Origin of the sequence: Flavobacterium johnsoniae UW101 (genome assembly GCF_000016645.1) — a bacterium.
In the GTDB taxonomy this organism is placed as follows: domain Bacteria; phylum Bacteroidota; class Bacteroidia; order Flavobacteriales; family Flavobacteriaceae; genus Flavobacterium; species Flavobacterium johnsoniae.
In genome coordinates, this window is sequence record NC_009441.1 from 318,309 (window position 1) to 341,199 (window position 22,891).

The following is a 22,891-nucleotide window of genomic DNA, read 5'->3' on the forward strand; positions in this document are numbered from 1 at the left end:
ATTATTTTTTAATTTGATTTGCCCAGAATATGCTTGAATCCCATTGTTTATTGAATTTCAAAAAATACTTTATTGGATTTTTAATTGTTTGAACTCTATAATACTTAAAAAACAAAACTGTTTTATATCCTTTTATCTGCTGTTTAGTTAAATGCAAAATTTTGTATAACATAACAGTTGGTGATGGTTTAGGCTGAATTACTTCTTTCTGCCATACCAAAATTGGCTTTGTTCGAAAACCTCCAATTGGGGATTTTAAATGTAAAATTTCAGGTTTAGGAGAATACAATATATCATGACCTAAATTTCTAAGCTGCATTCCAAAATCTGAATCTTCTCCAAAACCAAATTCAAAACTTTTATTATAAAATAGAGATTTTACATTTTTAGTTCTTACTATACTACATCCGGATCCAAAAGTTTCCCATTGAAATATTTCCTTCTCTTTTTTATTTTGGGGATAATTTGGCTCAAAGCATGCAAATGTAATTTGCTCACAGATTCTTTTTTCTAAAACTTTAAAAGCCTGATCTAAAAAATCATTTGAAATTCTAATATCATCATCTGCCATAAAAACCCATTCGTGTTCTACTTCTGTGAGTGCTAAATTTCGGGCATTACAAGCTCCTGCCTGATTTATGAACTTATGTTTTATTTGAAATGGCCAATTTTCATCACTAATATAATCCAGTTCTGAAACACTATTTAAATCAGGATTTTGCTCTACAATAATAACTTTTTGAGGAAGTAATGTTTGATTTGATAAATCTTTCAGAACATCATAAAGACACTCCTTTCTACCAATAGTTGGGATAATGACATCAATTGTTTTCTCAATTATTTTGTTGTTTTTATACTGGCTTTCAATTTTATGTAAAGTAGTTTCTTTTAAAATTCTTTTTTTAAAGAAAAGACTTGATATAAAAGGAAATATCGCCAGTTCTTTTTCATATATAAGTAAGTTTAAAAACAACAGAAAAGTCCAACGAGTCTTATAATGCTGCTTTACAAATCGAAATAGTAAAAAACTTCTTTTTTCACTTTTCTCTTTTATTGTTTTTTTCTCACTTAACAATTTAGGCTCTGAATAACACAAAAGTCCACGCAGCATTGCTAACTTAGCAAGTGAATTTAAAAAGTAGTCAAAATTTGAATCTTTTTGAACCTCTTTATATAAAGCATTTAAGACCAATGCGCTTATACCTCCAACATCGCCGCTCATTTGCCATGTTGGATAACTAACATCTTTTTTTACATTTAAAAATGGGCTTTCATCAACATAACCAATTGTTTCAGGCAAAAAGAAATTTGTTGATAAGGTATAAGAAGCCATTATTTTATCATGATGAAAAATATCCTGAAGATTTGAATAATTTAAGTATGACTTTAAATCTAACCGACACCAAATCATTAAATGGTCAGGGTATTCTTTGGCAATACTAAATAAATTTTCAGCAATACTTTTGTTAGAAAAATCTATATTTTTCCCTTCTGTTAAAACCTCAACAACCCTATTGTTTTGATGATAGATGACAATCATTTATTTGATTTTATTATTTTACAATAAAACTCGATATTCTCTTTTACAAGTTTCTTTATATCGAATTTGTCTTCTATTCTCAATCGGGCTTGTTTTCCTATTTCTAAAGTTATTTTTTGATCTTTAAGCACCTGAACTATTCTTTCAGCATATAAATTATGATTTGCCGGATGAACCAAAAAACCACTTTCTTCATCTTCTATTAATTCTTGTGACCAGCCAATATTGCTATTTACAACAACTTTCTGCATTGCCATTGATTCTATGGTTACCATTCCTAAGGTTTCTGCAAAAGTTGGAAATATACATACATTTGCTTTTTGAATATAATTTCGAACTTCTTCGTATGGAATTTTCCCTAAATATTCTATATTTTTCAAATCTTCAACGCGAAATCTTTCTTTAACTAACTGCCATGTCGAAGCGCTTCCTGTTTTTATATCATTAGAATCAGCTCCTATTAAAACTAATTTAGCTTCTGGAAATTGATTACGAACCTTTGCAAAAATTTCCGGCAATTCCAGAACTCCTTTTTTGCGTATCAAAGTTCCGATATACAACATCAACCCTTTTTGGTAGTCTTCTGCTGAATAATTGGTAAATTTTTCTAGTTCTAATCCGTTATGGATTGTTTTAATTTCCTTGTTTTTTATTTTAAAAAGTTCTTTAGAAAGTGCCCCGGCAAAAGTGGTTGGTGCAATGCAAGCTTTTGCTTTTTGTAATGCCTTTTTTTCAAACCAAAAGTTTTTCTTTTTTTGTTTTCTATTTTCTAAATGACAAAAATAAGTATCACTGCCGTGAAAACGAATTATTAGAGGTGCTTTAAACTTCATGAAAGCCGTAATACCTGTCCAGTCCGGGGCTTCAATAAGATCAATTTTTTCTTTTTTAATAATTACATTACAATAATTTTGAATGTACTTTCTATAGAAAAACCAGCTTAAAAATTTAAATTTTTTATTTTTTATTAAATGGATAGAAACTCCATTTTCTACTATTATTTCTTGTGTTTTTTGTCCATATACAAAAACCGTAACACTTGCACCTTCGCTAACTAATGCATTTGCCAGATTATTTATACTCGTAGCAATACCAGCAGCGTAAGCTACCTTAGCATGCGGAAACTCTGGTGTTAAAAAAGCGATGTGCATTATTTATTAAAAAAATCTTTTAGAATTCTTGCTGTAAAAATTTTAGCTCCCTCATCTGTCAAATGTGCACATGATGAAAAATATTTATCTTCAATTATAACATCTTCATAGTTATGTATCTCGGGATATATTTTATTTATTTTTTGAAAATAGTCCATCCCTTTTGTGCTTTTACACACAGGAGTCATTATTGCAATGAGGTTTATATCATTTTTTTTACAAAGGCTTTTGATTTCTTCGTAATATTTATTTCTTCTTGGTTCAACATTTGAAAGATCTAATTTTAGTTCTGGATTTGAATAAAACAATCCCAAATATCCACCATCATTCTGATCGCTTCCTTTTTTATCTATAGCATTACTCAGCATTTCCCGAAATCCAAGTTTCGTTTCATATTTCATAAACCGATAATATGGCAGAAAATATTCAATATTATTTTCGGGTAAATGCTCAAATTGGTCTCTTATAATTTTTGAGTCCCAGAAATAAGGCATAAACTTTAAAGTATTAGCTTCTGAATATTCTGTTTCTGAGCTTAAACTTAAATCAACTTCTAGTATTACATTTTTAATTTTATTTTCTTTTGCCAGTAAAAGTTTTAAAATCAAATCAGACTCAAATAATTTTGAACCTTCCATTCCATAATTAAATGTGTTAAACCCTTCTTTTAAAAACATTGGTGTAACAAGATGATAGTACGCTCTTGAAGATCCTAATATAACAATATCTATCGTTTTGGGTTTTGAATTGTATACATACCCTATTTTACCTCTCTTATTTGTCTGCAAATAAGCTTTTGTATACACAACATCTAAAACAACAGCTAATAGTAATATAATTGCAAATATTTTAGACAAAAAGAATAAGAATTTCTTCATTTTAAAAGCTGTTGCTAATGACACATTTTTTATTTTTTGAAAAAATCTTTCAAAATTCTTGCTGTGAAAATTTTAGCTCCCTCATTAGTCATATGTCCACAAGAAGAAAAATATTTATCTTCTTTCACCACACTTTCATAATTATAAATTTCAGGATAGGCCTTTTTAACTTTTTCAAAGTAATTCATTCCTTTTACATTTTCACACATAGGAGTCATTACGGCAATAAATTTTATATTATTTGCTTTGCATATAGATTTTATTTCTTCATAATATTTATTGTGAGGCAGTGGGTTCAAACTGACAATGTTGTTTTTCATATTGCCGTTTTTATGTTTCTCTAATGGGTAATAACCTAAATTATCCAGAGAATTTGTTTTTTTATGTATTAGAGTAAAGAAAGTTTCTCTTACCCCAATTCTGGCATCAAATTTAATGTATCTGTAAAATGGGATATAATACAACTCATTAAAATTCTCCAGAGTTGAAAAATGATTCTTTATTACTTCTGAATTGTGAATGTATGGTAAAAAATATGCTGAAATACCTTCGGCATCATGCTCATTGGACAAATTTAGATCGGCTTCAAGAATTACATTTTTTATTTTATACTTTCTTTCCATCATCAATTTCAACATTAATGAAGCTTCAAACAAATGTCCCCCGCTCATTCCGTAATTAAAGGTTTTCAATCCTTTTTCTTCAAACATTGGAGCAACAAAATGATTGTTTGCTCTTGAAGAACCTAAAATTACGACGTCATAATTTTGTGCATCAGAATTTACAACCGTTTCAATTTTTCCACGGTTTTTAGACTGAAGGAATATTGCGGTATAAAGTCCGTCTAAAACTATTGCTCCTAAAACTATTACTACAATAATTTTAGCTGTATATATCAAAAAGCGTTTCATTAAAACTGAAAGTATATAAATTCTTTATAATCTGAAAAAGTTCCAAAAGCCATAATTGCCAAAATCGCTAATGCAATTTTCAGAATATTTCTTCTCCCCGAAAGTGGTTCTGTTTTTGTACGACAATTCCATTCAACTATAGTAAATACTCCTATCAGCAAAATTAATTCGTAGTTGTAACGTTCATTATCAAGATATTGAAAATTAAAATCTCCGTTTAAAACCATTCGTTTTAAATATAAAAGAGCATCAGTTATTGTTTTTGCTCTAAAAAATACCCATGCAATACAAGTAATAATAAAAGTTGAAAGAATACTTAATGCAACTTTTACAGAATCAAAATTCCATTTTAATTCTACTGTATCCATATTGTTCCTATTTTTCTTTGATAATAACAACGGAAGAAAATACACTGCATTTATAAATCCCCATGCTATATAGGTCCAGTTTGCTCCATGCCAAAACCCACTCACAACAAAAATTATAAATGTGTTTCTGATTTTCATCCAAAGTCCTCCTTTGCTTCCGCCAAGTGGAATATACAAATAATCTCTAAACCACGATGAAAGCGAAATATGCCAGCGTCGCCAGAACTCTGCAATATCTCGAGAGAAATACGGATAATTGAAGTTTCGCAATAAATCTAATCCAAAAAGTTTGGAAGTTCCTAAGGCAATATCTGAATATCCTGAAAAATCTCCATAAATCTGAAAAGCAAAATATATTGCACCCAATATTAAAGAAAATGAATTCATTGATTGGTAATGATCAAAAATCGCATTTGCATATGTAGCACAAGTGTCCGCAATGACTACTTTTTTTACCAATCCCCAGATTATTTGGCAAACCCCTTCTTTTGCTTTTTCGAAATCAAATTCACGTTTTACCTTAACCTGAGGTAATAAGTGAGTAGCTCTTTCAATTGGCCCTGCAACTAATAGAGGAAAGTAACTTACAAATAACGAATAATCTATAAAATTATATTCTGCTTTTATTCGTTTATAATATATATCGATTACATAAGATAATCCGTGAAAAGTATAAAATGAAATTCCAACCGGAAGAATTACATTCAACAAGATAGGACTCGCTTTAAATCCTAAAGAGGTAAATAATTCTGCAAAAGATGCGGCAAAAAAATTATAATATTTAAAAACTCCTAAAAATCCTAAATTGACAGAAATACTGAGCCAAAACCAAAACTTTCTTTTTCGTTCGGACTCGCTTTTTTCAATCTGGATTCCTGTAAAATAATCTAAGAATGTAGAAAAAACTAATAAAAAGAGAAATCTCCAATCCCAGCAAGAATAGAAATAATAACTGGCAATAATTAATAAAGCATTTTGTGTGCTTTTAGTTTTATTAAAAACAAACCAATACAAGAAAAAAACTATTGGTAAAAAAATAGCAAATGCTATAGAGTTGAAAAACATAAGTTAATTAAATTTTATACTAAATTATCAGCAATTGATTCTATTGCCTGCCATATTCTATTTGAAGCTTTTTCTGGAGAATGCTGATTTATAATTTCAAACCATTTTTGTGCATTTTGAACTATTTCATCATTTTGTTCCAATCCTGATTTAATTTTATCTACAATTTCATCAGCAGAATTTAACCAAATAACCGATTTTTTATCAGGCATTGAACGAAAGTGTATATAGTTATAAATTTTTGATACAGACCAATTTTTATCTATCCTATTTGTCACATCATAATTAATAAAAGCACATGGCTTTTTAAAACATATATAATCAAATACCATTGATGATCCAAGATTTACAACCATCTCAGTATGATAAATTGTATTTGCAAGCAGGCTGACATCATCTTTAGTTGGTAAAACTGTATTCCATTCTTCTCCTATTTTTTTCCAATTTGGATCGATTGAAACTATTAGGTCTTTATTTCTTTCCAAGACTTTATCATATCTATTTGAGAAATCGACTGGACAGCGTCTAAAAATTATACCTAATGAATTTGTGTTTTCTTCATTAATTTTTCTTAAAGCATCAGCTACATCAGCCAAATATTGAGCATCATCCGGGCAAGTTGTAATATCATCTCCAGAATAACATATATACTTTTTGCTTAAATCTAATTTATATTTATTAAAAAACTCAACTTTATCAATAATGCTGTTTTTATCAAAATGACCTTCAAACTGTGGAGTTCCTACAACAAAAATTTGATTTTCATTTATATAGGAATAATATTTTAAAAGCTCCGATTTCATGTGTTCACTCCAAACAAAATAATAATCTGTCTCAACAACCATTGTGGCTTTTGGCAGATTATCCCAGGAAAAAATAAAAGTCCCTGTTGGGATTTTTAATTCTTTTGCTGCTAATATTGGAGCAATGGCTAGTACTGGCCGTTGATTTGTACAGAAAATAAAATCTGGTCTTTCGATTTCAAGCGTCTTTAGAGAATCTTTATAGAAATCTGTTTTTTTTTCTCCATTTTTTATTTTTTCCCTAACTTTTGATAATCCTTTTTCTGAGTTGTACAATGAAATCAAAAATCTGGCAATATAACTTTTAAGAGCTATCTTTATATTTTTATATGAAAAAGGAAAGCGATATGTATCGTAAACATGATCTTTTTCTTTTTTAATATTTAGATTTAACTCTATATGTTTTCTAGCATTTTTATAGCTATCTGTTAAAGGATTTGATTTGGCATTATTTATTTTAATTTCATTAAAACCTAAGCCAGTCAAATCAAATGGTGTATTGTTCCAATAGGTTATATCAAAATTCTTTTCTAATCCTATTTCATAAAAATTAGAAAAAGCAAAATTTCGGAGTCCAACTCCATCAGGAAGAAGAATAAAAATCTTTTTATCAGGCATTAACTGTCTCTAAATTGTTTTTGGTGATTGAGCTGCCAAATATCCGATTTCTGGAGACAATTAAGAAATAATTCAGCACTATTTCCTTGTCCAAAATCATCATTCGTTTTTTGTATTTTATGAGAATCAATAATAGACAGCGCTCCTGCAATTTCAGTTTCAGAATAGTTGACATTTATAATATCTGCATGAATTGCTCTATTTTGCTGTCTTGTGCCAATGTTAATAATCGGGATGCCATAATATGGGGCTTCACGAACACCTGCACTGCTATTTCCAATTATAAATTGACTGTTCTTTAAAAGTGTCAAAAAATATTCAAATCGAAGTGATGGAAAAACTCTAAATCGGTCATTATTTTTTAACTTTTCGTAGCTGTCAAGAACAAATTGACTTCCAAGATCATTATTAGGATAAATAACCACATAATTGTGATTATCTTTTAATAATGCCGATACAAAATTTTCTGCATATTGTTTCATATTCTGGATTTCAGTTGTGACTGGATGAAACATAACAACAGAAAAATTTTCAAATGGAATTTTATAATAATCCTTTACTATTTCTATATTAGGTAATTGATTAGAAAACATGATATCAATATCAGGAGAACCAATAGTAAATATTGATTCTTTAATTTCTCCCATTTGAATCAATCTTTTTTCTGCTTCAGTATTGGAAGCAAAATGAATATGGCTTAATTTACTAACGCTATGTCTTATTAATTCATCAACAGTTCCTGAAATTTCCCCACCTTCAATATGAGCCACCAGAATATTATTAAGAGAACCTACAATTGCACCTGCAAGTGTTTCAACACGATCTCCATGAACAACAATCATATCTGGTGTTATTGTATTACAATAAGCAGAAAATCCCTCAATAGTTTTAGCGAGTGTTAAATCCATTGTCGTTTCATGAGTATGATTGACAAAAGTGTGGATATTTTTAAAATTACATCTCTCAATTTCAATTAAGGTGTAACCGTATTCTTCTTGTAAATGCATGCCGGTTACAAAAACAAAGACCTCAAATTCTTTTTGTTTTTCAAGAATTGAAATTAATGATTTTATTTTTCCAAAATCGGCTCTGGTGCCTGTCAAAAAAAGGATTTTTTTCATTGATATTACTGAATATCTTCCCAAATTAATTGTTCATCATTATCAATATCTCTCGCTGCGGTTTTACCAATTAAATCATTAAAATGCTCTGCCAGAATTTTTCCTGTTCCTGGACGTTTTACCCAAATATTTTCTTTTGAAAATACTTCTCCTTTTTTAATTGGAGCAATAGAACAAACCGTTGCAAAAGCAAAATCAATGGTTACTTGTTCTTCATTTGCAGGTTTTTTTGAACCGCCGCGCATTTGTGCAATTTCTGCACTTGAAATAATTAATTCCTGACATGCTTTTTCATCCATGCTGCAAACGATATCTGGTCCTGTACGCTGCATATGATCTGTAAAATGTCTTTCGAGAATACTTGCTCCTAAAGCAACTGCCCCTAAACAGGCATTGTTATTTAGTGTATGATCGCTTAATCCGAATACTTTATCAGGAAAAGCTTGATGTAACTCAAGCATGGCTCCAAAACGAACTAAATGAATTGGTGTAGGATATAGATTTGTGGTATGCAGTAAAGCAACCGGAATATTATGTTTATCAAAAACGGCAACTGCTTTTGTAATACTTTCAATTGTGTTCATTCCTGTACTTAAAATAACAGGTTTTCCAAAAGATGCAATATGCTCTAAAAGCGGATAGTTATTACATTCTCCTGAACCAATTTTATAGGCTGGAATATCGAACTTTTTTAACCTTTCGGCCGCTGCACGAGAAAATGGAGTTGATATAAAAATCATTCCTTTACTTTCTACATATTTTTTAAGTTCTAATTCGTCAGCTTCATTTAACGAACAGCGTTCCATTATTTCATAAATAGAAACATCGGCATTTCCAGGAATTACTTTTTTTGCTGCACCAGTCATTTCATCTTCTACAATATGAGTCTGGTGTTTTACAACCTCAACTCCTGCTCTATAGGCCGCGTCTACCATTTCTTTGGCAGCTATAAGCAAACCTTCATGATTAATTCCTATTTCGGCGATTACCAGCGGCGGATAATCTGGGCCAATTTTACGACCTGCTATTTCTATGTATGGATATTTCATTTTAAATAAATATATAAACTATTTAACTTTTAAAAGTATAATGTTTTTTCTTTTGAATAAAAGGCTTTTCTAAAAATTTGTATGACAAAATTGAAATCAAGATAGTGATTGCAAATGTGAAAATATATAATAATGAATTATTAAACTTATCATACTTCAATAAAACATTCATACACATTGCAATTACTATTTGATGATACATATATAATCCATACGAAATCTCTCCCATCTTAAAAAAAAACTTGTTTTCAAGCACATTAGTAAGCATTTCATTACGAACCAAGTTTAATATAATTACCACAAAACAGATCGCAGTAAATATGGATCTAAAGTATATGATATGTGAGTAAAATATAACACCAATAACTAAAAGTAAAAGAAAAAAGAAGAAAGAAAAATTATTTATTATTCTTGAAAGAATCTTAGACTTCTTAAAAAGAAGACATGCTCCCAGAGCACCAAAAGCAAGCGAATCTAATTGAATTAAGCTAATATAATTTTGAAATAAACTAAAATATTTTATTTCTGAAAAAATGCTGTTTCTTATTACCACATTCAATAGATTATAAAAAAAGATTATTAGAATAAATAATTTCTCTAATTTCTCTGTTCTATTTATTATTAATGGCCAAATTAGATAAAATTGTTCTTCTGTACCAATTGACCACGTTTGCGTTGCAAAAGGAACTAATTTTATTGAAATTAAAATGTTGGTTAGAAAAAAAAGAAATAATACAATAACCTTTATAAATTCAAAATTGCTATCGAAATCCAAACTAAAATTTGGTATATCAAACCATTTAATGTGAGGAAGTATAAAAATTGAGAGAATTACAATTAGAAAATAAAGCGGCCAGATTCTTAATATTCTTCTTAAATAAAAAAACTTAATATTAATCTGTCCATTTTTACTTTTTTCTTCAAGGAGCAAAAAAGTAATCAAAAAACCACTTAAAACAAAAAACAAAGACACTCCTAATGCCCCTAAATGTTTTAGACTTTCGAATTTATTAGCTATGCCAAAATATGATTTTCCTAATTCTATATGGCTGATAATTACCATCGATGCAGCTATACATCTAACTCCATTTAAGTTAGAAAAATAATTATTACTTTTTATCACTTAATAAATATAAATATTGGGCATAATCAAAATCTTCCTGTGTATCAATATCAGTTGCAGCAAAAATATGATTTACTTCAAATGGAAAAGCATCTTCTGAAATAATTATGTTTTCAAAAATCAATTTAGATTTTGTAATATAAAGTAATCCATTTTCGAAAAATAGCGGCTCAAGATCTTGACTTCTTTGTCCTATCTCATAATTAAAAGGAATAAATTTACTGTCTTTTATTTTTCCAAATTTCTGGTGATTTCGAGAAACGGTAAATAAGCTGTTATAACTTTCTTTTTGATAAATATTAAATGCATCGTTCAATAAATTATCAGGACGTAATGGATTCGTAGGCTGCAATAAAATTATATTCTCAACATTCATTTCAATTGTTTCTAAAACATGTTTTAATGCAGAAACGGTTGGTTCTAAATCTCCTGAAATATTTTCTGGACGATCTATAACTTTTGCTCCAAATTTCAATGCTATTTCTTTTATAGGCTCGCTGTTTGTAGACACATAAACTTCGTCTATAACGGCATTTGCCTTTGCATATAAAATAGAATGTGCAATTAAAGGTATACCTCCAAAAAGGAGGATATTTTTATCAGGAAGCCTTTTTGAACCGCCTCGAGCAGGAATAATTGCAATAGTTTTCATTAACTTAAATTCTTTTTTGCATTTTCAATTATCTCATTCATGCCTTCATTCCAGTTTTTCATAGAATACAAGTTATCTGGAATTAGTAAATTATAAGTCTCATCCTGATTTAAAAATGCTTCTATTTCTGTAACCCATTCTTCTACAAAATTGGGCTTCTCAATTAGTTTCCCTAATTTTCCATATTGTAATACTTCAGGAACTCCTCCATTAGCAGAAGCGATACAATAGCATCCACAATGTAAAGCTTCAATTAAACTCAAACCGAAACCTTCGTGCCAAAGAGTTGGGAACAAATAACAATCAGCTATTTGATAATATTTTGGTAGTTCATTGTTTGGTATCCTTCCTAAAAAAGTAACACCTTCAATTTTAAACTCGCGATTTGCTCCAATTACTAACAGAACTGCGTCTTTGTCTTTTCTATTTATTCTTTTCCAAGCATCTAAAATAAAATTCAATCCTTTTTTAGGACGATCTTGTGAGCACCAAACAAATATTTTTTTATTTGTAATCCCTAATTCTTTTTTTAAACCTGCTTTGTCTTCAGATGAAATTTTATGGAATTTTGAAGTATCAATTCCATTATGAAGTACTGAAAATTTTGTAGGCAATACAGTATAAGTCTGTTTATGAACCTTGTAGCTGTCATGGGTTAAAAGAACCATTTCATCAATATTCTCAAAAAACCAATTACCGTAAAAATTCTCATAAAAAGGTGGAAAACCGTGATAAAAAAATTGAATATAAAATTGAGATCGTTTATTGTTCTGTTCTAAAAAATGAATTAACCTCTTTACAATACCAAAATTATCTACAATCTGAATAATGTATTTTTCTTCTGGTTTTATAATTTTTTCAAGAGCTTTTAAATAACCTGCATAAGGATTTTTTGTAATTCTTTTTATTATTTTTTCGACGAAGTCGTTTTTCACAAAACTATACTGAACGTTTTCAAATTTTAATTCAGGCTCAACACATACTATATAGTCAATCTTATGATTATTTTGCAAGTAATTTTTATATAAAGTGCTCCAGCTTCCAATTTTATCATATGGAAGAGGTATTTGTGAAATTAAAATTACTTTAGACATTTACTTGTTGTTAGATAATATGATTATTTTTACTTTTTAATTTTAAATGTAATACTTTTTAAATCTTCACTTATTTTATATGAATAAGGAAAATTATGATAGAACGAAACAATATGAAGTAAAAATAAATCGTTTATTTCTTTTAAGGTGTAATGTTCAATAATCTTTTTTCCCAGTATCCTTTTCAATTTATTTTTCATCTCAGACTTATTCTCTTTTATTTGTACTGAAAGTACTTTATTTTTAGAATTAGGCAGTTCATAATACAAAAAATGATCTATACTCGATTTCTTATCTGGAAGAACCAAGGGACTGGAAGCTACCAATTCATTAAATTCTTTCTCATCTGCTAGATTACCCCAATTTTCGTCATTAACCTTAGTAATTTTATTTTCTAAATTATAAATTAAATGCTGATGATTGATTTCAACAATTCCTGATAATTGCAGTTCTTTCCCAAGTTCTTTGGTTTCTCTTGATCTAAAATTTTTGTGCCATTGATGAAGCAGTAACAATTCTTGATCATAGTATTCAATTTCACATCCAGCATTTTTCAATCGATTATGAATATCGGTATCTTCTGCTCCCCAAAAATGAAAAAACTCATCAAATCCGTTTATTGAATAAAGGTTTTCAACAGGAAAAAGTGTCATCCCTGTCGCTTCATTATTTGTTAAAAATTTAATTTTATATTCTTCAAAAGGTATATTTTTGGAACTTTCTTCTTCACTTAAAAATCCTACCTGAAAATATACTGCTTTGTTTGGTTCTGTTAGTCTTTCTAATTCTAAGGTAAATTTTGAGTGGAAAATTATATCTGCATCAGCAATAAAACAGTATTTTGATTTGATTTGTTTTATAGCGAAATTTAATGCTTTGCACTTATTCCAAGGCTGTTTGTTTGTGTTTAAATAAATATAAGATGCAAAATCATATTTTTTTAAAAGATTCTTTATTTCTAAGGCCGTATCTTCATCAGAACCATAATCTATAAAAATGACATCAAAATTCTGTTTTGTCTGCTTTGCTAATGAATCAAGGGAATTTTTAACTCGTCTGGAATCTCTATTGCGAAAAGTATAAATTATGCTTATTTTCATTATTTATCTTTTTTAGGAATGAATAACAAAACAGCCATAAAAAAAACTGAAACTATTTTTCGAAAAAAAACAGATTTCTCTATCTGCAATAATTGTTTTGACCTGTTAGATGAATATTTTGAAAGGAGTTTGTAGTCATCTTCAAACAAAGGGAAAAACTTTTCCATTGTTTTTTTTCTCTCACTGGCAGCTATCTTTTTAAAATTCGGATTACCTGAAATTCCGGTAGTATCATAAACGGAGATCAAAAGATCTATTTTTCTGCAGTTTACTTTTTGAATATATATTGCATATATCAAAAATTCCCAATCAGAAGCAATTTTATAATCTTCATTAAAAAAGAAAATATTGTCAAATAAAGACCTTTTAAATAAGCAGACCTGATGACATATGGTTCTATTATAAAAATACGAGAAGTTTAATTTATCTGGATGTTCTTGTATTATTTCCCAATTTTTTGTCTCATTTCTTAAAAGTACATTACCATAAACAATTTCGTCTGTTTCCAATAAGTGATTAACCAAATTTTCAACTACTTTTTCATTATACAAATAATCTCCACTATTGATAAATAGAAGATAATCTCCTGAAGCAGTTTTGATGCCTTTATTCATAGCGTTATAAATTCCAGCGTCTTTTTCACTCACCCAATAAGAAATACTGCTTCCAGCTTTTAAAATTATTTCTTTGCTTTCATCAGTACTTCCTCCATCAATAACTATAAATTCGAAATCTTTATAAGTCTGGTTAATAACACTTTCAATAGTTTTTTCTAACCCTGAAGCATTATTATAATTTATTGTTATAATAGAGATTTTAAATTGCATATATATAATTCAAAAAATGTTTTTATTTTGATTCTTTATACCAGATAATCTCTGGCTTGTTGTTTATTTAAACCTTTCCATCTTATAAAATATTTCATCACTTTTTTATTCAATATAATTTTTGAGAAAAGTCTGTTTTTTATAAAATTATAAAGCAAAGATGATGATTTGGCTTCTTTTAAATAAAAGGAATCTTCATCCATATTTTTATTCAATTTTTGTATGTGGTCATACATCCAGTCTTCCAAAACATTCCCCATGTGATAAGCAAAATTATCTTCTGTAGACAAGCGCCACAATCCTTTTTTTACAACTGGTACATCTAAAATAGCATTTTCGCTGTTCCCTCCTAATTTATAGTGAGAATATTTGATTATATTATCAAAAATGTCTCCGCGGTATGTTGCTACGAAATGTCCTGCACCAATTACAGCCTTTTTATTGTTTTTAAATACAGTAAAGTATTTTTCTAAATGATGTTTGTTGTAAAAATTAGAATTACCTACACTATGTGCAAAATTTTGTAGTGCTTCCGGATTTCGAACGTCAGAAAAAACTAAATCTTTTGAGAAAAATTTCTCCCAGTAAATATTGGATGTGTAAGTCCTTAATGAACGAGATGAAGGTGTTGGACAAACAGCTCCTGCTTTTTCAAAATTTTCAAAAATAGAGTATGTTTCTTTCTGCCAGTTATTCAGAAATAGAACATCAAAATCTGAAATAGTAATTAATGGAAAATTATGCCCCGCCAGACCTTTTAAAATTGAGTTTAATTTTCCAATATCTGTTGTTTCAACAACTTCCTGAATTTTTTTATCAAAATATAACTGACTTAGATAATTACTAACATTTTTAGTACTTCCATTATTAACGACCGTTATATAAGTTTTTTGATGTGTTGTGAGAAATAATGATTCTAAACATAGTTTTAAAATTTCAAAACTATCTTTAAAATAATCTTCGTGATTTGGAATATAAACAGGAATAATAATCTGATGAAAATATTCAGATTTAAGATTCAACTGATCTTTATGTGGGTTAAAGCCTACTCGCATTCCAAAACAGTTTTATACATTGCCACTATCTTTCTTTTATTATCAAAATAATCTAATCTGTCGGCTGCTATTTTTTGATTCTTAACTAATGCTTCTTGTAACATCGTTAAATCGGAAAGTGATTTTAAAATAAGTTCCTTAATTTCTGAAACAGATTCTGGATCGTTAATTAAAAGTCCATTACTTCCATTTATAATTATTTCTTCAGTTACTCTTCCAGGATTCGACTGAATTGGAAAAGCTCCCATTAGTACAGCTTCTAATAATGTATTTGGCATACCATCAGAAATACTGTTTCCAATATATAGTAAGGATTTCCCCATTAGTTTTGTTAATTCATCATGCAAAAGTTCATGTCTATTGAAAGACTGAAAATCTAAATCATTAAATTTTATATAATCTGTTACATTTTGATGCGCTCCAAAAATAATTACTTGGTAGTTTTTTATTTCATCTTGTAATGAATGTAAAGCTTTAATAATATTAAGCCCTCTGCCTAAGGTATGCTCGTATCCTTTTACCAAAATGATTTTTCTTTCTGAAACGGGTAATTTAAAAGCCTCTAATTCTTTTAATTTATAACCTGCCCCACCAGGAACAAGGCCTAAATATTTTCCAGAAAAATTTAATTTTTGAGCAAGATGAAAATCTCTTTTACAATCTGTATGCAAATAATCAACTCTTTTTAAAACTTTTTTAATTTTTAAATTATGATTTTTAAAATTCATATAATAAAAGAGATCATTTCCCCAACAAGAATAGAGCCATTTCATTTTTGAAAACTTAAGCATCGTTTTTAAAATAGGATATGAACAATTCTGCATTTCAAAACTATGAATAACATCTGGCTGTATTTCCTTAATTATTTTTTCTAAGGCTTCATTTGCTGTTATTTCTAGTGTAGGAATAATTTTTTGATAAATACCAGGGAAATTTTTACTCAAAAAATATTCACCTTTTATGTAAGGCCATTTTCTTTTTTTCCATCCAGTAAATTGTTTAACAGAATGTAAGGTCTCCACTGTCCCTCTATCTAAAACGTCAAACCAATACAATTGATATTTCGTATCTTTTAGGTTTTCTATCCAACGAATTACATGAATAGAAGGCATTGAAACTAAGAGGATTTTCATTTAAATATTTTATTAACAGCTTTCTTCATTAAAAAAAATATTTTTTTAATACTAAATTGAAGAAAATCTGCTATTTGATAAATTCTTCCTTTTATTGTTAAACTAAAATATTTAAGTCCAATTCTGTTTTTTTTATAATCAAATTTAATCCATTGTTCAGGAAAAAAATCAGAGTCATCATTTAATTTTGCTAATGAACCTCTAAAATTCTTTAATGGTCTTATAATTTTACTATCTTCTTTTTCGCCAAGCCAAGCAGTCCACCATGAAAATGTAGAATTGCTTATTATAAAATCTTTTCCTTGAGAGCCTATAGCGAGTTGTTCTATAGCCGAAAGGTTTTCCAAAAAAATGGCATTTTTTAAAAAACTGTAATGATATTTGCAATAATTAATATTATCACTCATGAAAATTAAATTTCTCTCTTTCCAATCAGGAAAGTATTCTTCTAAGGCTAAAAAATAATATTGATAAGGTAATTGATAGTAGTCTGGATGATAAACAAAATCTCCTCTTCGAACAGAGATAAAAATTGTATTCTTATCAAACAAGTATTTATATTTATTTAATAACTCTTTTAGAAATTCTGCTTTGAACTCAAAGATTTTTTTAGTAAAAACTTTATCAAAATATTTTTCTGACTGCAGGGCTCCGTTCACATCGTAATTACCTTGCCCCAAATCCCACTCATGAAATGAATATGATTTCTCAACAACTTGAACAAAATTGTAATCTTCATATTCTTTGATAATAGGAAAGCTATAATTAAAGAAATCTGTATAGTACCAGTTAGGAAACACAAATTCGTGTTTATTTTTTTTTGCAATTCCAATCGTAGAAGCAATATGAAAAAGTTGATTCCCCAAATTACCTTTTTTTCCTAAACTTTTAAATGTTAGCACGTTTGTTTTTTTATTAATTCTTTATTTCAAGATCTTCTAATAACAGTAAAATTGTTGTTTTTAAATATTTTAAATATTTTTCCAAAAAAAAGATAAAAAACTTTTAACATCCATATTCTAAAAAATATATTCCAAAAATTATAAGCTAAACAATATTTAGAAATCCGAAATAAAAAAAGATACTGTATTTTGTCTTTTTTAACTATAGCTTCTTTTAAATAATATTTATTGTAGTCTATAGCATACTTATAAAACTTTCTTAATTTAGAAATTTTATTTTTTTTTATTAACGTTAGATGTTGATCCAACAAATTTGAAACGTTTCTTATCTCTGATAAATGCTGCTCTTCAATTTCTTTAGACAAAGAACTGTGATGTCTTCTATAGAAAATTAGTGCCTCATTTACAATGATATATTTTGGATTAAAATACAACATGTTCATATTAAAATCCCAATCATCACAATTAACTATACTTTCGTTAAAAAGAAAACGTTTTGTTTCCAAAAAAGATCTATTCCATAAAGGCCCGCAAATGTATAAGGCAACTTTACCTGCAAAATAATCGTAAATCAAATCTTTAGAAATAATATTGCTTTGCTTTATCTCAATATTTTTTTCAAAATCATAAAGACTTAATTTACATATTACTAAATCTATATTTTCTAAAAAGTATGACGATTTTACTTCTAAGCAATTTAATTTCATTAAGTCATCACTATCAAAAAATTGTATTAAGCTGCCCACGCTTTTTTCGAAACCATAATTTCTACAAGAATTAGGTCCTTTTGATTTATAAGCTGGTCTTTTATGATATTGAAAGCGATTGTCTTTTTTAACAAATTCATTTACAACATCCTGAGTATTATCTATTGAACCATCGTCTACTATAATACACTCCCATGATGTATAAGTTTGATTTAGAATACTATTTAGAGTATCACCAATTAAGTGAGCTCTATTGAAGGTTGGAATTATAATAGAAATTAATGTTTTCATGAAAGCACAAAGTCTCTAAAAAATCTTCTAAAACATTTTAGAAATGGTACTATTTTTCCATTTCTAAAATAACTTTTTAATAAAAACTTCCATTCTTTAAAAACCACCTTTCTGTTTTTTTTAATTGAGATTTCATAGGTCATCAATAAATCATTCTTTTGAATTGAATTAAAAAGATGTATCTTTTTATGAACTAAATCTGTATAAAATAATTCTTCAGCCTGATTTTTAACCGAAAAATTATCTTTTTTTCCCGTAATGTTTATATTGGAAATCCTAACCATAACCTGGCTGTTATTTATAGTATATATAGAACGATCTTCTGCAAAATCTATCCAAGCCATATCATCACTAAACCATGCTAATGGATAATCTTTAAACCCATATTTCAAATAAGTGTTTTTAGCAAAAATATATTCTGACAACGAACTCCTCGTTAATCCTTTATACTTTCTATAATAGAAGTTTGATGCTGTTTCCCATTTTGGATGTTGAAATTTTTCTGAAATATTTTGATTATTCTCTGAAACGATTTTTGATGCGACCCTAACTACATTTGCTTTATTTTCAAATTCTGAACAATTTAGATAGAACTCTTCTACAACATTCTCGGCTAGTAAATCATCATCGCCTAAAATCATTAGCCATTTTTCTTCTTTTGCTAAATCAATACATCTGTCCCATTGTTTAGTCAATGAGATGCTTCCTAAATTTTTTTCAAATTTATGATAAATAAACTCAAATTTTGATTGAAATTTTTCCAATAACAAGATGGGACTTTCCTGACTTGCATCGTCTCCAATATAAACTTTAAATCTTTTATTCGTTTGATTTTCGAGAGACTTTAATGTCTCTTCAAAAAAAGTTAATTTATAATATGGAATAATAATAGCAAGCATTTATTGGAATAAGGATTTAAAAAAATAAAAATGAAATTTGCTTACTGGTTTAATTAAAAATAGTTTTATCCATAGACAAAATGCTTCTTTTCTTAATTTAAATTTAAGCAGATTACTAATGAATTTTACACCATTATTAAACTCGTAGCTTTTTAGAGAAGAGTATGAATTGTTGGATTTATTTAAGGGTAAAAAATCATTATATAATTTATGAATTTGTAAGGCTGATTTATACCAGGATTCATTTAAAACTCCAATTGAGAAGTGATCCAATAAAATATTATTTGTAACCACTACTATATATCCTTTTTTCAAATATTCAAAAGAAAGATTTAAGTCATAATTATGAAAACCGGTTAATTTCGTATTAAATGATATAGAATTGTCTTTTCTTGCCGCCATAAAAACTCCATCTATAACTACAACCTCTTCTATAGTACTTTTATCAAATCCTTTATACCAATATTCTTTATTCCCATTTGCTAAATATTGGTTAATATTCATATATAAATCTTTATCTCCACAATTCCACCAAGCTGACGGCATTTTTGTTTTACTCTTAGCTCCTGCTACACCTATAAGCCCTACTTTTTTGTTTTCATTAAAAATTTCAATTAAAATTCCCCCCCAGTTAAGAGTAAGAAAATTAATGTCATCATGTATAAAACAAACTATTTCTCCTTTACTTTTATTAATGCCTATATTATAAGCCTCAAAAATTGAGTATTTATTTTCTGAATTATCAATAACAATTAACTCATGATCTGCACCAATAGTAAGCAATATATTGTCCAGCAAGTTATCTGATATAACACTAGTTCTTGAACAAATAATTATTGATATCATGAGAAGAACTTCTTTAATTTTATTTTTAAGTTTTTCCGAAATTGATACTTCTGTATAAATTGGCCGAGTACACCTGCCAAAATAAAGAAACCTTTTAATTTTTTATCATCATGTATTAGTAAGAAAGACTTTTCATATTTCAAAGCCTTAATAATTTCTTTATTTTTTGCAGCAACTAAATTATAATTTAAAGGTTTCTTAAATTTTAATATTGTAAATATTACTTTTCTCATTTGAAGATTAATATCTACAATCAAATTCCTATTATCTAAAATTACTGTTTTTGCAATAACACTGTTTGTATGGTATCTAAAATTATTAAGTGAAGCGGCTATAAAAGCTATTTTATAATTAATGATCTGGTCAAAATAAATAAGCCAGTCTCCACAGGTTTTAAGATTTGTATTAGACAATAAAACTTGAGAAATGTCAAGATTGTTTTTTCTTAATAGAGCAGCGCTTGCATTTGGAATGGCATTTAAAAAAATCAGATATTTTTCGATAAATAAATTACCATCTATAACAAAGTCTTTTTTAAAACTTTCTTTGTCTAACGAATCTGTATGTTCAATCCAGTTTCCTGTTATACTACCAGTATTGTCAACTTTATTTGATTGACAATATGATAACATTACCTGAGTATCGTTTATCAAAGGTATACTAACTTTTTCTAAAAAATCAACATCACAATAGTCATCAGATTCTGCTATCCATACAAAATCTCCTTTAGCTAGTTCAATTCCTTTTTTCCATTGTACAAAAGTGTTTCCTGAATTTTCAGCATTAAAAATACAATGGGTTACTTTTGGATTTAAAGCATATTCAGATAGAATTTTTCTACTCTCATCTGTACTGCAGTCATCCAGTAAAATCACCTCAAAATTTTGATATGTTTGTTTGAATATAGAATCTAAACGCTGTTTGAGATAATTTTCATGGTTGTAATTTGGAACAATTATTGAAATTAAAGGAAAATCCACTATCACTTTTTTATTTCTTTTAAGAAAAGAAAACGTTTAATAACTTTTTTTAATCTCGCCACCCTTCTTTTATTTCTTAAAATTTTATATTGTTTTATTTGATCGTCAAGTATATTTTGAACTTCTTTATCGAAATTTTTTCGAATATTTTTCAAAAATTTCAACCAAATCTGCTCTCTTTTTACTTGAGTTTTTGAAGACCATACAGATGTTTCGTGAAGTCTGTAAACTCCCATATATTCATCAATAAATTTTATTTTTCCATAACGGGCATTTAACATATGCAAAAAGTAATCTCCTATAGGTGATTTATGAAAATAACTTGGGAATTTTTCAAACAATTTATTTCTAAAAACTACACTACAAGTATGAAGATAGTTACCCTTTGCTAAATCTTTTATCGTAGTAGTTTCTGGAGCTTTTCGTGTAATAGAATCTTCTTCTAAAATGCCATTTCGTAATACTTTTACTTTATGATAACAAATTACATAATCTGGATTAGCTTCTAAAAAATCTACTTGTTTCTGTAATTTTAATTTATCAGTCCAATAATCATCGCCTTCACAAAGTGCAATATATTTTGCTCCACTTTCGAAACATGCCTTAAAAATTTGTTTCGCATTTAAATTTGGCCCAAGATTTTGAGTATTTAAAAATAAATCAATTTTATTTGGGTATTTTTCTTTAAGCTTAAGGCAAATTGCACGGGTATTATCTGATGAAAGATCTTCTCCAATGAATAATTTATATTTAAAACTAGTATTTTGATTCATCAATGATTCTATAGTTTCTTCAATAAATGCTCCATGATTATAAGTTATCATGTAGATTGCAAGGAAAAGAGAATTATCTGACTGCATATCCAAATCCTTCTTTTCCAAAATCATTACCATTATACAACATATAAGTAAACCCCATATGTTCAAATACATGACAATATTCCATCATTTGACTATCCCAGCCAAAATTCGACAAAGCTATTCCAACATCTTCGTACTTTTTTTCCCAAATCACCCCATCATATGATAATGCCAGCCCCAACTTATATCCATCTTGACTAGAAGTTCTATACTCACTAGTATTTCTATATGAAAAATACATAACGTATTTATTGTCTTCTTTTAAAACGCATGGTCTTCCTAGTGCCTTTGCTTTTTCATCATAATCTAAACTAATTGTTCCCTTTCTTTCCCAATTAATTCCATCATCTGATTCAGCATACTTAACATGATATGATGGCTCTGGATAATTATTGATTATTTCCCATCCTGTACAAGATATATACCACATCTTCCAAACATTATTTTCTATAATAATGTATGGCGCTGTATTAAAATAGGGCTCAGAAATATTTCTATCGCAAATCGGACCTTCACTAAACTTTTGAAAAGTGAGGCCATTATCATAACTAATTGCCAGACCAATTGAAAGCCTATAAGAAACTGTAATTTGTGGATTCCAGCCTATATAATACATTAACAACTTATCGTTACTCTTTATCAAACATGATGGCATTATGCCGCTGTCATCAAAGGTTCCTAACCTTCCCAATTCAAGAATGGGACCTACAACATCACTTATGACTTCAATGTTTCCATTATTTACTATAGCATTAATATAAAATGGAAATGATTTCCCTGCTTCGTTTCTCGAACTAAAATAAATCCTAAACATATTTTCTTCTACATGATAAGCAAACGGTATCGAAGCATGCGATTTAATAAAATCATTTTTATAATGACTAACGTTAAAAAGCAACCCTTTTTTTTTCCACATCT

At 28.3% G+C, this 22,891-nt stretch carries 22 protein-coding genes; all 22 read right to left on the reverse strand.

Translation table 11 applies throughout. The features are described 5' to 3' along the window. Position 1: 1 nt before the first annotated feature. Genes FJOH_RS01590 through FJOH_RS01695 form a run of 22 tightly spaced genes read right to left on the reverse strand, consistent with a single transcriptional unit; the run spans position 2 to position 22,889 of the window. Positions 2-1,540, reverse strand: coding sequence for a glycosyltransferase family 2 protein (locus FJOH_RS01590; protein ID WP_012022404.1), 1,539 nt, complete (start codon positions 1,538-1,540; stop codon positions 2-4). Then, positions 1,537-2,691, reverse strand: a complete 1,155-nt coding sequence (locus FJOH_RS01595) for a glycosyltransferase family 4 protein (RefSeq protein ID WP_012022405.1) — start codon at positions 2,689-2,691, stop codon at positions 1,537-1,539. Before FJOH_RS01595 ends, FJOH_RS01590 begins: the two co-directional genes overlap by 4 nt. Then, positions 2,691-3,569, reverse strand: coding sequence for a hypothetical protein (locus FJOH_RS01600; protein ID WP_012022406.1), 879 nt, complete (start codon positions 3,567-3,569; stop codon positions 2,691-2,693). The genes FJOH_RS01595 and FJOH_RS01600 overlap by 1 nt, the downstream gene beginning before the upstream one ends. Positions 3,570-3,598: 29 nt before the next feature. Beyond that, positions 3,599-4,480 (reverse strand): hypothetical protein, encoded by an 882-nt coding sequence (locus FJOH_RS01605; protein WP_012022407.1) that lies wholly within the window; start codon positions 4,478-4,480, stop codon positions 3,599-3,601. Beyond that, positions 4,480-5,913, reverse strand: a complete 1,434-nt coding sequence (locus FJOH_RS01610) for an MBOAT family O-acyltransferase (protein ID WP_012022408.1) — start codon at positions 5,911-5,913, stop codon at positions 4,480-4,482. The genes FJOH_RS01605 and FJOH_RS01610 overlap by 1 nt, the downstream gene beginning before the upstream one ends. A 14-nt stretch (positions 5,914-5,927) precedes the next feature. Next, complete coding sequence (locus FJOH_RS01615) at positions 5,928-7,334, reverse strand: CDP-glycerol glycerophosphotransferase family protein (protein WP_012022409.1); 1,407 nt, start codon at positions 7,332-7,334, stop codon at positions 5,928-5,930. Next, positions 7,334-8,455, reverse strand: coding sequence for a UDP-N-acetylglucosamine 2-epimerase (gene neuC / locus FJOH_RS01620; protein WP_012022410.1), 1,122 nt, complete (start codon positions 8,453-8,455; stop codon positions 7,334-7,336). Before neuC ends, FJOH_RS01615 begins: the two co-directional genes overlap by 1 nt. A 5-nt stretch (positions 8,456-8,460) precedes the next feature. Continuing rightward, positions 8,461-9,504 carry an N-acetylneuraminate synthase gene (gene neuB / locus FJOH_RS01625; protein ID WP_012022411.1) on the reverse strand — a complete coding sequence of 348 codons (1,044 nt, stop codon included), beginning with the start codon at positions 9,502-9,504 and terminating at the stop codon, positions 8,461-8,463. A 22-nt stretch (positions 9,505-9,526) separates the two neighbouring features. Beyond that, entirely contained in the window at positions 9,527-10,627 is a 1,101-nt protein-coding gene (locus FJOH_RS01630) for an acyltransferase family protein (protein WP_012022412.1), read from the reverse strand. Beyond that, positions 10,614-11,279 carry an acylneuraminate cytidylyltransferase family protein gene (locus FJOH_RS01635; protein ID WP_012022413.1) on the reverse strand — a complete coding sequence of 222 codons (666 nt, stop codon included), beginning with the start codon at positions 11,277-11,279 and terminating at the stop codon, positions 10,614-10,616. The genes FJOH_RS01630 and FJOH_RS01635 overlap by 14 nt, the downstream gene beginning before the upstream one ends. Continuing rightward, positions 11,279-12,373, reverse strand: a complete 1,095-nt coding sequence (locus FJOH_RS01640) for a glycosyltransferase family 4 protein (RefSeq protein WP_012022414.1) — start codon at positions 12,371-12,373, stop codon at positions 11,279-11,281. The genes FJOH_RS01635 and FJOH_RS01640 overlap by 1 nt, the downstream gene beginning before the upstream one ends. A gap of 29 nt (positions 12,374-12,402) precedes the next feature. Beyond that, positions 12,403-13,473 (reverse strand): glycosyltransferase family 2 protein, encoded by a 1,071-nt coding sequence (locus FJOH_RS01645; RefSeq protein ID WP_012022415.1) that lies wholly within the window; start codon positions 13,471-13,473, stop codon positions 12,403-12,405. Continuing rightward, positions 13,473-14,300 carry a glycosyltransferase family 2 protein gene (locus tag FJOH_RS01650; RefSeq protein ID WP_012022416.1) on the reverse strand — a complete coding sequence of 276 codons (828 nt, stop codon included), beginning with the start codon at positions 14,298-14,300 and terminating at the stop codon, positions 13,473-13,475. The genes FJOH_RS01645 and FJOH_RS01650 overlap by 1 nt, the downstream gene beginning before the upstream one ends. Before the next feature lie 35 nt (positions 14,301-14,335). Beyond that, positions 14,336-15,355 (reverse strand): glycosyltransferase family A protein, encoded by a 1,020-nt coding sequence (locus FJOH_RS01655; RefSeq protein ID WP_012022417.1) that lies wholly within the window; start codon positions 15,353-15,355, stop codon positions 14,336-14,338. Then, complete coding sequence (locus tag FJOH_RS01660) at positions 15,346-16,488, reverse strand: glycosyltransferase (RefSeq protein WP_012022418.1); 1,143 nt, start codon at positions 16,486-16,488, stop codon at positions 15,346-15,348. The genes FJOH_RS01655 and FJOH_RS01660 overlap by 10 nt, the downstream gene beginning before the upstream one ends. Next, positions 16,485-17,390 carry an alpha-1,2-fucosyltransferase gene (locus tag FJOH_RS01665; protein ID WP_012022419.1) on the reverse strand — a complete coding sequence of 302 codons (906 nt, stop codon included), beginning with the start codon at positions 17,388-17,390 and terminating at the stop codon, positions 16,485-16,487. Before FJOH_RS01665 ends, FJOH_RS01660 begins: the two co-directional genes overlap by 4 nt. A gap of 26 nt (positions 17,391-17,416) precedes the next feature. After that, the gene (locus tag FJOH_RS26130; RefSeq protein WP_012022420.1) at positions 17,417-18,388 is read right to left on the reverse strand and encodes a glycosyltransferase family 2 protein; all 972 of its coding nucleotides are present in this window, start codon (positions 18,386-18,388) and stop codon (positions 17,417-17,419) included. Further along, positions 18,385-19,287, reverse strand: a complete 903-nt coding sequence (locus tag FJOH_RS01675) for a glycosyltransferase family 2 protein (RefSeq protein WP_012022421.1) — start codon at positions 19,285-19,287, stop codon at positions 18,385-18,387. The genes FJOH_RS26130 and FJOH_RS01675 overlap by 4 nt, the downstream gene beginning before the upstream one ends. Further along, positions 19,288-20,133: a glycosyltransferase gene (locus tag FJOH_RS01680; protein ID WP_012022422.1), complete on the reverse strand. Its 846-nt coding sequence runs from the start codon at positions 20,131-20,133 to the stop codon at positions 19,288-19,290. It abuts the gene before it with no gap. After that, entirely contained in the window at positions 20,130-21,113 is a 984-nt protein-coding gene (locus tag FJOH_RS01685; RefSeq protein ID WP_052295169.1) for a glycosyltransferase family 2 protein, read from the reverse strand. The genes FJOH_RS01680 and FJOH_RS01685 overlap by 4 nt, the downstream gene beginning before the upstream one ends. A gap of 2 nt (positions 21,114-21,115) precedes the next feature. Next, complete coding sequence (locus FJOH_RS01690) at positions 21,116-21,994, reverse strand: glycosyltransferase (RefSeq protein ID WP_159436654.1); 879 nt, start codon at positions 21,992-21,994, stop codon at positions 21,116-21,118. Further along, positions 21,960-22,889, reverse strand: a complete 930-nt coding sequence (locus tag FJOH_RS01695; RefSeq protein WP_012022425.1) for a glycoside hydrolase family protein — start codon at positions 22,887-22,889, stop codon at positions 21,960-21,962. The genes FJOH_RS01690 and FJOH_RS01695 overlap by 35 nt, the downstream gene beginning before the upstream one ends. Positions 22,890-22,891 lie beyond the last annotated feature (2 nt).

Excerpts from the sequence above, each read along its gene's own strand:
- FJOH_RS01590 (WP_012022404.1), bottom strand. The coding sequence starts at position 1,540 with ATGATTGTCATCTATCATCAAAACAATAGGGTTGTTGAGGTTTTAACA.
- FJOH_RS01595 (WP_012022405.1), bottom strand. The coding sequence starts at position 2,691 with ATGCACATCGCTTTTTTAACACCAGAGTTTCCGCATGCTAAGGTAGCT.
- FJOH_RS01600 (WP_012022406.1), bottom strand. The coding sequence starts at position 3,569 with ATGAAGAAATTCTTATTCTTTTTGTCTAAAATATTTGCAATTATATTA.
- FJOH_RS01605 (WP_012022407.1), bottom strand. The coding sequence starts at position 4,480 with ATGAAACGCTTTTTGATATATACAGCTAAAATTATTGTAGTAATAGTT.
- FJOH_RS01610 (WP_012022408.1), bottom strand. The coding sequence starts at position 5,913 with ATGTTTTTCAACTCTATAGCATTTGCTATTTTTTTACCAATAGTTTTT.
- FJOH_RS01615 (WP_012022409.1), bottom strand. The coding sequence starts at position 7,334 with ATGCCTGATAAAAAGATTTTTATTCTTCTTCCTGATGGAGTTGGACTC.
- neuC (WP_012022410.1), bottom strand. The coding sequence starts at position 8,455 with ATGAAAAAAATCCTTTTTTTGACAGGCACCAGAGCCGATTTTGGAAAA.
- neuB (WP_012022411.1), bottom strand. The coding sequence starts at position 9,504 with ATGAAATATCCATACATAGAAATAGCAGGTCGTAAAATTGGCCCAGAT.
- FJOH_RS01635 (WP_012022413.1), bottom strand. The coding sequence starts at position 11,279 with ATGAAAACTATTGCAATTATTCCTGCTCGAGGCGGTTCAAAAAGGCTT.
- FJOH_RS01640 (WP_012022414.1), bottom strand. The coding sequence starts at position 12,373 with ATGTCTAAAGTAATTTTAATTTCACAAATACCTCTTCCATATGATAAA.
- FJOH_RS01645 (WP_012022415.1), bottom strand. The coding sequence starts at position 13,473 with ATGAAAATAAGCATAATTTATACTTTTCGCAATAGAGATTCCAGACGA.
- FJOH_RS01650 (WP_012022416.1), bottom strand. The coding sequence starts at position 14,300 with ATGCAATTTAAAATCTCTATTATAACAATAAATTATAATAATGCTTCA.
- FJOH_RS01655 (WP_012022417.1), bottom strand. The coding sequence starts at position 15,355 with ATGCGAGTAGGCTTTAACCCACATAAAGATCAGTTGAATCTTAAATCT.
- FJOH_RS01660 (WP_012022418.1), bottom strand. The coding sequence starts at position 16,488 with ATGAAAATCCTCTTAGTTTCAATGCCTTCTATTCATGTAATTCGTTGG.
- FJOH_RS26130 (WP_012022420.1), bottom strand. The coding sequence starts at position 18,388 with ATGAAAACATTAATTTCTATTATAATTCCAACCTTCAATAGAGCTCAC.
- FJOH_RS01675 (WP_012022421.1), bottom strand. The coding sequence starts at position 19,287 with ATGCTTGCTATTATTATTCCATATTATAAATTAACTTTTTTTGAAGAG.
- FJOH_RS01680 (WP_012022422.1), bottom strand. The coding sequence starts at position 20,133 with ATGATATCAATAATTATTTGTTCAAGAACTAGTGTTATATCAGATAAC.
- FJOH_RS01695 (WP_012022425.1), bottom strand. The coding sequence starts at position 22,889 with ATGTGGAAAAAAAAAGGGTTGCTTTTTAACGTTAGTCATTATAAAAAT.